The organism is Bacteroides sp. OM08-11, from assembly GCF_003438665.1.
Classification (GTDB): Bacteria; Bacteroidota; Bacteroidia; order Bacteroidales; family Bacteroidaceae; genus Bacteroides; species Bacteroides cutis.
Genome location: NZ_QSTJ01000006.1, coordinates 152,689 through 165,354, shown reverse-complemented (window position 1 = coordinate 165,354; position 12,666 = coordinate 152,689). Strand labels below are relative to the sequence as shown.

Genomic DNA, 12,666 nt, shown 5'->3' with positions numbered 1-12,666 from the left:
TTAAATTCCGATTTTCAATTTCCTAAATATCTCCGATTTTCCATATCTTATAAGATACACCTTCATCGTAAACATCACTTCCATCTATCTTCTTAATTGCCTTTACTACCCGAATAGTCACAGGAAGAATCAACACTTCGTACATAGACTTCAAAACGATTTGGATACACATCATTAGCAGTAATTCACGTCCTGCAATGATACCACCGAAGGCTACCGGAAAAAAAATCAACGAATCAGCTGTTTCTCCCACTACCGTAGACCAAATAGCACGAGCTGAGAAATTACGTCCGCCACTTGCTATCTTCATCCGGCTCATCACGTATGCGTTCAAAAACGAACCTACCAGAAAAGCCGACAAACTGGCAATCACAATACGTGGCGCCATACCAAAAACAAAATTAAAGTGAACTGCTCCATCCCAGAAAGGAGCGGCAGGCAATGCTACAGCAATCAAACCAAGCATCACCACAAAAAAGTTCATGGCAAATCCACTCCAGATGATCAAACGTGCTTTACGAAATCCCCATACCTCAGCTATACAGTCATTGATGATATAGGAAATGGGGAATACCAAAAGACCAGCTGTTACAGTAATACCGAAAACCTGAATAACTTTGGTTTCAAGAAGGTTGGCTGCTATCAAACAGACATTAAACAAAATGCCCAACAGCATGAAAGGTACAGATACTTTTTGCTTCATATTCCTGTTTTTTACGTGGTGTTCTAGAATACACGACCGCTATTCACGGCATCATACTTATTTATGATTTAACTATTAACGATGTACGATCAAAGCTAATCTTTATATAACCTTATCTGCAATGAAGTACTCTCCAATCGTTAAATCGGTTACAAAGATACATTTTCTTTCAGTGACCACAAAACCATTTTAAAATTAAGTTGTTGAAAGCACATTCACCAAAACCTAACTTAAATGAAAACAATCTTAAAAACAGTGTTTCTATTATGCATTGCCGGGTTATCAACGTCCACAACCCATGCACAGAAAAAAGTGATTATCGAAGACGAATCTTCCAAGGGAGTTGTTCTGGTTACCATGGATAAAGCAGGCAACGAAATTATCCGTATCATGAACGAGTCACAATTACCCCACATTCATGAACCACAGGCCCCTCGTTTTCTGTTAATGGACAGAAAAGGAAAATTTGCCCTGGGTATCGGAGGTTATGTACGTGCTACTGCCGAATATGACTTCGGCGGCATTGTCGATGATATTGACTTTATTCCTGCTTTCATCCCCAATAGTAGCAAAATCAAAAATCAGTTCCAAATGGACGCCAATACTTCCACAATTTTCCTGAAATTAGTCGGGCACACCAAACTATTAGGAGATTTTATCGTTTATACTGCAGGTAATTTCCGAAATGGTTCCAACAAGGGTTTCCAACTACAAAATGCATACGTATCTTTCCGTGATATAACAGTAGGTTATACTTACGGCGGTTTTATGGACTTGGGTGCACTACCCTCCACCATTGACTTCCAAGGTCCCAACGGAGCAACATTCTATCGTACTACCCAATTAGCTTATACATACAAAGGTTTGAAAAACTTCCGTTTCAACGCATCAATTGAAATGCCTTCCGTGGATGGTACTACCAACAGTGATCTGAATATTAACCAACAACGCATGCCGGATTTTACCGCCTACGCACAGTATGGTTGGAATAATAGCAGCCACCTGCGTGTAGGTGCCCTTATTCGTAGTATGACATATACCAGTTCATTCTGTGACAAAGCATCTTCCGTTACAGGTTTCGGCGTACAGGCTTCTACTACATTCAATGTTGGCAAGAAATGGCAAGTATTTGGCCAAGCTACGTATGGAAAAGGTATCGGGCAATATCTGAACGATATCAGTAATCTGAATGTAGATATCGTTCCCGATCCTGATAAAGAAGGTAAGATGCAAGCACTGCCGATGTTAGGATGGTATGCGGGTTTACAATATAATGTCTGTCCGAAAGTTTTTCTTTCAAGTACTTATAGTATGTCCCGTCTTTACTCAGATAATGGTTATCCCGATGCAGTAGGTAGTACTTATCATTATGGACAATATTTTGTAGCCAACATGTTCTGGAATGTAACTTCCAACATGCAAGTCGGTGCAGAATACCTCCGTGGTTGGCGTAATAATTTCGACAACTCCACACATCATGCCAATCGCATAAATCTATTGGTACAGTATTCGTTCTAAAACGGATTAACAACGAGAAAGCCGCTTCAAAATAGTGTTTGAAGCGGCTTTCTCTCTATATAAAGGTCGGATTATGAAATAAATATCAGAAACGATAGTCTATACTAAGACCGAAAACTTTGTTAGTACGACTGTATACATTTGTACCGGACAATCCAGTGCCATTGTAATTTGTAGAGACTTTTGTATAATCGTCATAGTTGGTCCACATATAACCTACATTCAAATCAGCTCTTTCCGAAAGTTGCAATTTTGCACCTATACCCAAAGAGTAAGAATCACATGAGAAGCTGGTATCAGACTGATAATTATCAGACAGACCATAATCTGTAAACTGTAGCCCACCGCTCAGAGTCAATCTGCTGATTACATCCCATTCTATACCTGCCAGATACTCATTGGTTCCTTTAGTCAGATATTTTTGTTTACCATCAGCCATACCAGCGTTTTTATCATCGTAAAAGTGGTACTCTACCGATGCACGCAATACAGGAAGAAACTCATAGGCAACTGCTACTGAAAGCATGGCAGGAATATCGTTCGGAGTATTTACACCATGCTTGTAAGCCTCTAATTCACTTTCAGGAGCACCTATCATCCGGAACGAATTCAATTTAGTGTTATTTTCAATGTTCAGGTTAGCTTTGAACTCATATTTTGCACCAATATTCAGTTTGCCCAATTTAGCATCTAAACCGATGACCGGAGTAAATCCCCAACCGGTCTGGCTACAATCCAAATCGATACCAATAAGTTCGGTTCCAACAGGTATGGCTCCTCCGGACAAATCAACTGCAGCGCTGGCATTCAGTGCTCCTTTATAACCGCCACTGAAATAGTTCATACGACCACCAGCAAAAGCAGAAAGCCAATCTGTTATTTTATATGTCAAACCTAACTGTACGGAATAAATGTACTGTTTACCATCCATATAACTATTCAGCGAATAGGTCTTGCTCGGAATATTATTGCCAGCCAATCCTGCTATTACCATAGCATCGAACATAGAAAGACCGTCATCAAACGAAGCCTTTCCCCCACCACCTGTAATACCGAAAAAGCCGGAAATCGTCCAGTCTCCTTTCCTATAAGCAGCAAATACGCTGGGAATAACAGGCGCTGACGCTTTACCCTCATAATACTTATCCAAACCTAAAGCCTCACACGAAGCATCGATATTTCTTGTTTGAAAAGCACTCTGAATGCTCAAAGACGTATAAAAACCGTCTTTCGGTAAAAAGGCCAAACCCGCTGGATTAGACAAAGCAGCATCTACACTGGTAGTATTTGCGCCACGGGATAACATACGAAGAAATGCGGGGTGTTGATTTGTATTCGTCAGGAGGCCTCCTGCAAAAGTTGGAATTGAAACGATTAACATCACAATGCTAATCAAGGAAATTTTTCTCATCTAAATCTTTTTTAATTGTTTCGGGCGCAAAGGTACAATAATATTGCACATGAAAAACTTTTTTGTGCATTTTATTTATAATAGAAAGATAATTAATTGAAAACATCAATTGTTTCAAGAGAAACGTTTCTTCTTTGCGGATTGAAAACCATCTATTATTTCAATGAACTTTATCGTCTTTACATACGTTACTTTAAGAATAAGAAAATTCTAAAAATAAGAAAATCATGGCATATACTATTGCATTTTTCGGTAGCAAACCTTATGATGAGACTTCATTCAATGACAAAAACCAAGAATTCGGTTTTGAACTCCGTTATTATAAAGGACATCTAAATAAACATAACGTCATGTTGACACAAGGCGTAGATGCTGTTTGTATCTTCGTAAACGATACTGCCGATACAGAAGTTATCCAGCAGTTGGCGGAAAATGGCGTTAAATTACTCGCCTTACGCTGTGCGGGATATAATAATGTAGATTTAAAAGCAGCTACCGAACATGGCATTACAGTAGTACGTGTACCTGCCTATTCGCCCTATGCAGTAGCAGAATATACCGTTGCCCTGATGTTGTCACTAAATCGCAAAATCCCCCGTGCCACATGGCGCACACGAGATGGAAATTTCTCTTTGCACGGTCTTCTGGGTTTTGATATGTATGGTAAAACGGCAGGTATCATCGGTACGGGTAAGATCGCCAAAAAATTAATCCATATCCTGCGTGGCTTCGGTATGAACATCCTTGCGTACGATTTATATCCTGACTATAACTTCGCCCGAGAAAACCAAGTAGTATACACCACGTTGGATGAGTTATATCATAACTCTGACATCATCTCCCTGCACTGTCCTCTGACGGAACAAACCAAATACCTCATCAACGATTATTCCATCAGTAAAATGAAAGACGGTGTTATGATTATCAACACCGGACGCGGACAATTAATTCATACCAACGCTCTGATTGAAGGATTGAAGAACAAAAAAATCGGTTCGGCAGGACTGGATGTATATGAGGAAGAAAGTGAATACTTCTATGAAGATCAATCAGACAAAATTATTGACGACGATACACTGGCACGCCTGCTTTCATTCAATAATGTCATTGTTACGTCCCATCAGGCCTTCTTCACACGTGAAGCGTTGGCAAACATCGCCTCTACCACTTTGCAGAATATCAAAGACTTTATAAACCATAAAAAGCTAGAGAATGAAGTTAAATTATAAAGCTCCGGCATCTTTTTATATCGGCCGATTGTTACGACTGATATAAAATAACCATTTTAAACCACAGAATTATGAAAAAAGTAATAGACAAGGCTGACAGCCGTGGACGTTCATTATACGACTGGCTTGACAGCCATCATACCTTTAGTTTTGATGAATATTACAACCCACGCCGCATGAACTTCGGAGCCCTGCGTGTATTGAACGATGATAGTGTAGCTCCGGGTAAAGGTTTCGGAACTCATCCTCACAAAAACATGGAAATTATCTCCATTCCGCTAAAAGGGAAACTAAAACATGGAGACAGTAAGCAAAACAGCCGTACCATTACCGTAGGTGACATTCAAACTATGAGTGCAGGCACAGGTATCTATCACAGTGAAGTGAATGGAAGCGAAACCGATCCGGTAGACTTCCTTCAAATTTGGATAATGCCGGAAAAACTGAATACACCTCCGGCTTATCAAGATTATGATATCCGCCCTTACCTACATAAAAATGAACTTACCCTCATCGTATCACCCGATGGCGATGCACCTGCCAAACTGCTTCAACAAACTTGGTTCTCTATCGGAGAAATAGAAGCCGGCAAAAAGTTAGGCTATCACATGCATCAATCCCATGCCGGAGTTTATATCTTCCTGATAGAAGGAGAAATCAAGATAGATGATACGGTGCTTTCCCGTCGCGACGGCATGGGTGTGTACGAGACAAACAGCTTTGAACTGGAAATTTTGAAAGATGCGCATATTCTCCTAATTGAAGTTCCTATGTAAGACTTTTACATAAAATAACAGTCTAAACCAGAAGTATGTGTAGCGTTTTTTGTAATATTGTACTATAATTCAACTCATAAATGAAACTTGATTACATTTATCATAGTGGTTTTGCGATTGAAGCGGAGGGAGTGACAGTCATTATCGATTACTATAAAGACTCGTCGGAAGAGGAGCCCGGCAAAGGAATCGTACATGATTATTTACTGGAGAAACCGGGTGTACTCTATGTACTCTCTTCTCATTTTCATCCTGATCACTTCAACCGCGAAGTTCTTTTATGGAAAACCCAACGACCCGATATTCATTATATCTTCTCTAAAGATATAATGAAGCATCGGCGCGCATCAGCAGAAGATGCTACCTATATCAATAAAGGTGACATCTATGAGGATGACAATATCCGTATTCAAGCTTTTGGTTCTACAGATGTAGGCATTTCTTTCCTGATAGACTTGCAAGATGTCCGCCTGTTTCATGCAGGTGACCTGAATAACTGGCATTGGAGTGAAGAATCTACCCCGCAGGAAATACACAAGGCCGAAAGTGATTTTCTTGCTGAGGTGAAGTTGTTGCAACAAACAGTTTCACAACTAGATGTAACCATGTTTCCGGTAGACGACCGTATGGGAAAAGATTATATGCGTGGCGCAGAACAATTCGTGGAACAAATAAAAAATACTATCTTTGTGCCTATGCATTTTAGCGAGAACTATCAGGGAGGGAACGCATTTCGTGCATTTGCTGAAAATCACGGTTGCCATTTCTTAACAATATCCCACCGGGGACAGGGTTTTGAGCTTCCTTTCCCGAAATAACATAAGTTTATAATTCATCACTAAAATAAAACATATCTATTATGAAAAATTTGACACAACTTCTTTTGGCATTGTTTTGCCTGTGTTTACCCACTATGCTCTATGCAGATCGTGACGACAGTAAATATTTAGCCGGAGCCGTTCCCGAAGTAGACGGTAAAGTAGTATTCAGTAAAGAATTCAGTATCCCTGGAATGTCTCAGGAAGAAATCTACAACCGTATGATGGAATGGCTGACTGGCCGGTTAGCTAAAAATGAAAATACCAGTCGCATCGTTTATACTGATAAGGAGAAAGGATTAATCGTGGGAACTGGCGATGAATGGATTGTATTTAGTTCCAGCGCTCTATCACTAGACCGAACTAAAATTAACTATTTTGCATCTATCATTGCTTTACCGGAAAAATGTATCCTCGAGATAGAAAAAATCCGTTTTAGTTATCGAGACGGAAAAGAGAAATATACAGCTGAAGAATGGATCACCGATAAATATGCTTTAAATAAAGCCAAAACCAAATTAGTACGTGGACTTGCCAAATGGCGTAGAAAAACGGTGGATTTTGTTGATGAGCTTTGTTTAAGTGCAGCTGAAGCTTTAAGTACCTCCACAGAAACAGTTCCGGTAGAAGAAAAAGTAGAAGAAAAGAAAGCAGAAAAAGCGATAGTAAACTCCGGAACAACGGTAATTATTCAAAAGAAAGTTATTCCTGCTACTCCACTTGTACCTGCTACTCCGGCTGCTCCTACCACCTCAGCTGAATATAAGGTTATTGCTCCCAGCGAGTTATCTGCTGACGCTATTCAAACAGGAGCCGGCAAACTGGTAATTGTTATCGGTAATGAACCGTTCAACATGACCATGATGACAGCCAACTCTGGTGGTTCATTGGGCAAAGTCAACGATAAACCTGTTGTCTTCAGTATCTTGTCACCCGACCAACCTTACGAACAAATGGAGAATGCTGAGAAGTATACTATACGTTTCTATCCTACCGGAAAAGACGAGCCATCCGTTATCTTAGAATGCAAGAAACTTCCTTCACCTGCCGCCATGGATGGAATGCCGAGAACCTACGTAGGTGAAATAATAAAAGCAACCATTAAATAAATTCCCATTACAGTATGGAAATAAAAAGTAAATTTGATCATTTCAATATCAACGTCACCAATCTGGAACGTAGCATTGCTTTCTACGAAAAAGCATTGGGGCTCAAGGAACACCACCGAAAAGAGTCGTCCGACGGCTCTTTTACGTTGGTTTATCTAACCGATGGTAACACAGGATTCCTATTAGAACTAACCTACTTGAAAGATCATCCGCAGAACTATGAGCTCGGAGAAAATGAAAGTCATCTCTGTTTCCGTGTAGCCGGTGACTACGAAACCGTGCATCAATATCACAAAGAAAATGGATGGGTATGTTTTGAAAATACTACCATGGGATTGTATTTCATCAATGATCCGGATGATTATTGGATTGAAATCCTCCCGGTAAAGTAACGGTGGCCTAATCATTAATTATCAACGATCAACCAATTCATAATGAGTATAGAAGAAGCAATGATGGGCGGTATTGTTTTCAAAGGTAAGAAAGACAAGCCTAAAGAAGAAAACAAAATAAAAACTAAAGCCAAAAAGAAGACCTACATCACCGGTCTGCACGGCTCTGGAGCCGCAAAGATGAAAGCAGAAATCCGTAAGAAACGTGCAAATCGGCATAAAGGAAAGTAAAAATATTTTTTTAATGGAAAAGTGTAAATTCTTAGAATAGGATTTACACTTTTCTTTTTATTACCTTAATAAATTTGTCACGGAAAACAGTGACAAATTTATTCAATCAACACACTTTTTTGCATATAGAACGTTAAAAAAAGCATTTCCCTCAAAAAAAGTTAATCTAAAGTTTTGCATATACTAATAAAGCATTTATTTTTGATGCCGCAAACGAACAAAAAAACTTATTTTAAAAAAAGTGATTTTATCACAATATAAGAAAAAAGGGCTCTACTTTTTTTTAACTAAAACTATAGTAGTATGCTTTCTTTTATCAATAACTTTGAACGACGTATATGCGCAAGTAACGAGCGGTAAAAAAGAAGATGCAAAAGCCGAAGTCATCTCTTTCAAGAACCGTTGGGGGATTAAAACAAACGCAGTCGACTGGTTATTGACAATACCTAATATTGGCGTAGAGTTTGATTTAGGTAATACCATCAGAAACAAGCGTACCATCAGCACCAATCTGAAATGGAACTGGAACACAAGCCAAAAATATAAACCGGCAATAGTATTCAATCTTTTTGACGTTCGTGTGGAATGGCGACAATATTTCCGCACTCGTCAACGTGGTGGAGTCACGAAAGATACCAACTTGATGACACGTCTCAAAGAGACTGTATTTACCACTCAACGTAAACAGCCCCGTCAAAATCGTGCCTATTATTGGGGAGTATATGCCAATGCTTCAAGCTATAATTTCAAGATAGGCAAGGAAGGTAAACAAGGTACCGCCTATGGTGCAGGTATCAGTGTTGGCTATACCGCTCCGCTTTATGGATACCGCAATCACTACATAGATTTAGAGTTAGGTGGTTCCATCGGTCTGCTCTATACATCATACGATGTTTATATCCATGACGTTGAAAGTAATTGTTATCCACACCTCACCGATAAAAGTAAAGGAGGACACCTTGTACCATTTCCTGTACCGACCGACTTACGTATTGCTTTTGTCTATCGCTTTATATCAGCTGGAGACAAATACAAAGAATCTATTTATCGCCGCATACAGATACGCAGCGAAAAACGCAATGCCATCAATGCTAAAATTAATGCAATGCGTCTACGTATTGACTCCATTGCCGATGCCATACGCAAGCAAGGCGGAAGTAGTCCTGACAGTTTACTTAACAAAGAAGAGTTGAAGCAATGGAAACTTATGCAGGAAGAACGTATACAGCAAGCAGAGAAAGAAGCTGCAGAGAAATTACGTAAACATGTAGCCGACTCATTAGGAATACAACTGTCCGACTCACTGAGTTCCGAACAAGAAAAAGTCCTGCGCAAAACTCTGAAAGAATACGAGGAAACCTTGAAACGGCAGGCCGTATTACAAGATACTGCCAAACAAATAAAACGGGCAGCCAAAGAAGCAGAAAAAGTAAAACGGAGAGCCAATAAGGAAAAAAATAAGAATAAGAATAAGGAAAAGAAAGAGGAAAAGAACAAAAACGGAAAGAATACAAAGCAAGAAGACGATGTATCCACTACAACGAATGAGGCTGTAAAACCAAAAGACGATACCATTTCTCCCATCGAAACAGGAACTAAAGAAAAGGAGGGCATGGAATGAAGCGACAGTATCTTACATATCTCCTGACGCTACTTTTCACGCTATGTGGAATATCAGCCTGTACCTCTGTAGAACTTTGTCCGGAAGTAGAACATCCGCACGTAGCAAATGTGCGTGCACGTTTCAATTGGAATAACGTCAATAAAGCAGATATTCCCGACGAAGTAAACATTGTGGCAAGTCGTATCATCAACACTTGGCGTACTCACGGTATAGCTGATACTTCTAAGGACCCCACTAAAGAAAACAATATCACCTATCAACAGAGCTCCTCCAAACTTTCAGAGAGTGAAGCAAATAGTAACCATACATTTTACTTGCGGGGTGGAGAATACAATATCTTCGCCATCAATAACCAGAAAATATCAGCCAATACTAAGGGAGAAGGTACAGTCCCTATATCTGAACCTGAAACAGCGGAAAGAACTGCTATTGAGATAGACAATTTAGAAAACTACATCAACAATACTCAAACCAGGGTAAACGAACTCTACCTACATATCAAAAGTATGGGGAACAAGAAACCTGACATCGTAAATGACAATGACCTGCCAGACTTCAATCCCAACTATGAATATTTGGAAAATATTACCACACCCATTTATCATGCCGTGAAGAAAGGGGTCAATGTCAATTCGGGACAAGAAACCATCATTGACTTCGATATGCAACGTATCAGTCTGAAGGTAAACATTACTTTCAAAATACAACTAAAAGCAAATAAAAATAGAGAAAAGATAGACATAGACGACATTGACTCCCCTATCGTAGAGTTATCCGGAATATGCGGACGTTTCAACATCAGCGAAGCCTATCTGGACACCACCAAGCTCTACCGCATGGCGTACAAGATAGTGAAACCGGAAAACGAGCAAGACATAGAACCTCGCACCGGAGAAGACGACACACAACAAGACTTTGTGAAAGAGTCAGAAGACACCTACCGTTGTACCGCCCGCTTCAACACACTGGGAGTAATTCCCAGCGGTAGCAAGAACCATCTCAACGGTCCGGGCATCGTACAGGTAGCCGTAAAGGTATGGTCCGACCTGCTGGACGACAAGGGCAACCAGGTATTAGACGAAACAGGAAGTCCCAAAAGAACTGGACGCTATATCTACGCCGGTATCAACATACGGGATGAACTGATAGCGGAACGCCTTGTCGAGATACGCAACGGCAAGACCTATATGCGCTACAGCAAAGATGACGTGAATGTAGAAGTGGATCTCCCACTGATCATAGAGAAAGACCAGATAGTACCCGACGACAATGGTATGGGTTGGATTCCCGCTGACCCAACTAATCCGGATGGAGACATTGACATTGAAATATGATAAACCGATTATCACCTACATATAGCCCACTCAATACAATGAGAATTCGTTTCTTATTGCCATTTGTACTGTTGCTGACCCTTTACAGTTGCGGCAACCTGTACACCGGTGACGAAACACCTGTCCTCCCCGATGAACCGGATTTTCCCGGTGACAAAAACGAGATACCTGTGATGGTGGCCTTCTGCGACCCTGTCTACAATGTATTGACACGTGGTACAGGAGTCATCGATCCCACCGACACCGACAACTACGGCAAACGAATGCAGAAAGGCCTGTTTTTCATCTATGCTTTCCGACGCGACAATGCCGGTGACAATGTCTATACCACCCACCGCCTTGACGACATAAATCAACGTTACTGTTTAGTAGACGGCAGTTGCGACGAACCTATGATGCAAGATGCCGCCAATCCCCAAAGGGACAAGAACGGTTACCCCTACCTCAGTCCCGAACAATGCAAGGAGCACGGCAAGCGTGCCCGTTATGCAGGAAACGGTTCGTTCGTCAACTGGATAAGTACCACCAATGCCCCTTACTACAGTACACAGCAACAACTCGACCCGTTCAATTTCTTCGCCTACTGCTATGACGATGCCCAGATAGGCGATGTGCAACGCACTACCGACCGCATCAGCTTCGACGTCACCGTAGACGGTTCCCAAGACTTGATGTGCGCCTCCGCAACCAACTTGGGCACACTGATCAGTGAGATTGAAAAGACTCCCGACAAGAACTACGGAGACTATCAGGAACTGGTAAACCGCCTGAAACAATTGCACCCCGACGAGTTGAAGACAGTAAAGACTTATTATTACAGTACCTATACCGCCTATTTCAATCTTTGGCCTATCATACGCATGCAACATCAGATGGCATACGTGAAAGTGAAGTTCCGTTCTGTATTGAATGGTGGAACTTCCGACTTTATACGTATTAAATCCGTACGGCTGGAAACAGTACACAAAGGAACTTTCACTGTAGCAGCTTATGATCTCAACCAACTCGGTGCCCACTTTCCCGAAAACGGTGAACGTGCGGAATTACTTGCCCGTGACCCCTCTGAAGGCGAAAACGGTGAAGCGGCCTGGCGGGTAAAGACCTGGACGAACGAAAACGGCACCCTCTACCACCCCAAGCACCCACCTGTGGAAGAGGGAGAAACGAACAAGCCTACCGAACTGGAAGGGGGAACCTTTCTGGCGCCACCGGGAAACAATGCCCGCCTCATCATAGAGACGGAGTACTACCGCGACGGGGATGAAAGCGTACCACCGGTAAAGGCGACTGTGACACATAACCTGAAAGACATCATCATTAACAAAGACAACACCGGTAACTTCCTGAACTACGGATTTATGCGTAGCCGGGAATACACCATCACCGCCAGCGTACACGGTTCGCAGGACATACGGATAGACGTACAACCCGTTTCGTGGGTAAACGGTGGAGATTTCGACATCGACATAGGAGAAGGAGAATTCGAGAATTAGATATCTTTTTTATTATTAATTTTAATTT

12 protein-coding genes are annotated in these 12,666 nt (G+C 41.2%); 10 read left to right on the top strand and 2 right to left on the bottom strand.

Going from position 1 to position 12,666, the window contains the following annotated elements:
• Positions 1-22 precede the first annotated feature (22 nt).
• A complete protein-coding gene (locus DXC10_RS12090; protein WP_101543249.1) occupies positions 23-703 on the bottom strand; it encodes a queuosine precursor transporter in 681 nt (226 codons plus the stop codon).
• A gap of 234 nt (positions 704-937) precedes the next feature.
• Between DXC10_RS12090 and DXC10_RS12085 the strand changes: the two genes are divergently transcribed.
• Complete coding sequence (locus tag DXC10_RS12085; RefSeq protein ID WP_101543248.1) at positions 938-2,221, top strand: porin; 1,284 nt, start codon at positions 938-940, stop codon at positions 2,219-2,221.
• A gap of 85 nt (positions 2,222-2,306) precedes the next feature.
• Here the strand turns inward: DXC10_RS12085 and DXC10_RS12080 are convergent, their stop codons facing one another.
• Positions 2,307-3,632 (bottom strand): OmpP1/FadL family transporter, encoded by a 1,326-nt coding sequence (locus DXC10_RS12080; protein ID WP_101543247.1) that lies wholly within the window; start codon positions 3,630-3,632, stop codon positions 2,307-2,309.
• A 227-nt stretch (positions 3,633-3,859) separates the two neighbouring features.
• Between DXC10_RS12080 and DXC10_RS12075 the strand changes: the two genes are divergently transcribed.
• The 9 genes from DXC10_RS12075 to DXC10_RS12035 all read left to right on the top strand — a co-directional run bounded on the left by DXC10_RS12075 (position 3,860) and on the right by DXC10_RS12035 (position 12,638).
• On the top strand, positions 3,860-4,861 hold the full coding sequence (locus DXC10_RS12075) for a 2-hydroxyacid dehydrogenase (protein WP_117737932.1): 1,002 nt from the start codon (positions 3,860-3,862) through the stop codon (positions 4,859-4,861).
• A gap of 71 nt (positions 4,862-4,932) precedes the next feature.
• A complete protein-coding gene (locus DXC10_RS12070) occupies positions 4,933-5,637 on the top strand; it encodes a pirin family protein (protein WP_101543245.1) in 705 nt (234 codons plus the stop codon).
• 80 nt (positions 5,638-5,717) lie between these two features.
• Entirely contained in the window at positions 5,718-6,455 is a 738-nt protein-coding gene (locus DXC10_RS12065; protein WP_117737931.1) for an MBL fold metallo-hydrolase, read from the top strand.
• Between the two features lie 41 nt (positions 6,456-6,496).
• Complete coding sequence (locus DXC10_RS12060) at positions 6,497-7,564, top strand: DUF4468 domain-containing protein (RefSeq protein WP_117737930.1); 1,068 nt, start codon at positions 6,497-6,499, stop codon at positions 7,562-7,564.
• 14 nt (positions 7,565-7,578) lie between these two features.
• Positions 7,579-7,956 carry a VOC family protein gene (locus DXC10_RS12055; protein ID WP_101543242.1) on the top strand — a complete coding sequence of 126 codons (378 nt, stop codon included), beginning with the start codon at positions 7,579-7,581 and terminating at the stop codon, positions 7,954-7,956.
• Positions 7,957-7,998: 42 nt separating this feature from the next.
• Positions 7,999-8,187: a hypothetical protein gene (locus tag DXC10_RS12050; RefSeq protein WP_101543241.1), complete on the top strand. Its 189-nt coding sequence runs from the start codon at positions 7,999-8,001 to the stop codon at positions 8,185-8,187.
• Positions 8,188-8,428: 241 nt separating this feature from the next.
• Complete coding sequence (locus tag DXC10_RS12045; protein ID WP_117737929.1) at positions 8,429-9,808, top strand: DUF3575 domain-containing protein; 1,380 nt, start codon at positions 8,429-8,431, stop codon at positions 9,806-9,808.
• A complete protein-coding gene (locus DXC10_RS12040) occupies positions 9,805-11,145 on the top strand; it encodes a hypothetical protein (RefSeq protein WP_117737928.1) in 1,341 nt (446 codons plus the stop codon). Before DXC10_RS12045 ends, DXC10_RS12040 begins: the two co-directional genes overlap by 4 nt.
• Positions 11,142-12,638 (top strand): hypothetical protein, encoded by a 1,497-nt coding sequence (locus tag DXC10_RS12035; protein WP_233519942.1) that lies wholly within the window; start codon positions 11,142-11,144, stop codon positions 12,636-12,638. The genes DXC10_RS12040 and DXC10_RS12035 overlap by 4 nt, the downstream gene beginning before the upstream one ends.
• Positions 12,639-12,666: the final 28 nt, after the last annotated feature.

Coding starts and splice junctions, on each gene's coding strand:
- DXC10_RS12090 (WP_101543249.1), bottom strand. CDS start 703: ATGAAGCAAAAAGTATCTGTACCTTTCATGCTGTTGGGCATTTTGTTT.
- DXC10_RS12085 (WP_101543248.1), top strand. CDS start 938: ATGAAAACAATCTTAAAAACAGTGTTTCTATTATGCATTGCCGGGTTA.
- DXC10_RS12080 (WP_101543247.1), bottom strand. CDS start 3,632: ATGAGAAAAATTTCCTTGATTAGCATTGTGATGTTAATCGTTTCAATT.
- DXC10_RS12075 (WP_117737932.1), top strand. CDS start 3,860: ATGGCATATACTATTGCATTTTTCGGTAGCAAACCTTATGATGAGACT.
- DXC10_RS12070 (WP_101543245.1), top strand. CDS start 4,933: ATGAAAAAAGTAATAGACAAGGCTGACAGCCGTGGACGTTCATTATAC.
- DXC10_RS12065 (WP_117737931.1), top strand. CDS start 5,718: ATGAAACTTGATTACATTTATCATAGTGGTTTTGCGATTGAAGCGGAG.
- DXC10_RS12060 (WP_117737930.1), top strand. CDS start 6,497: ATGAAAAATTTGACACAACTTCTTTTGGCATTGTTTTGCCTGTGTTTA.
- DXC10_RS12055 (WP_101543242.1), top strand. CDS start 7,579: ATGGAAATAAAAAGTAAATTTGATCATTTCAATATCAACGTCACCAAT.
- DXC10_RS12050 (WP_101543241.1), top strand. CDS start 7,999: ATGAGTATAGAAGAAGCAATGATGGGCGGTATTGTTTTCAAAGGTAAG.
- DXC10_RS12040 (WP_117737928.1), top strand. CDS start 9,805: ATGAAGCGACAGTATCTTACATATCTCCTGACGCTACTTTTCACGCTA.
- DXC10_RS12035 (WP_233519942.1), top strand. CDS start 11,142: ATGATAAACCGATTATCACCTACATATAGCCCACTCAATACAATGAGA.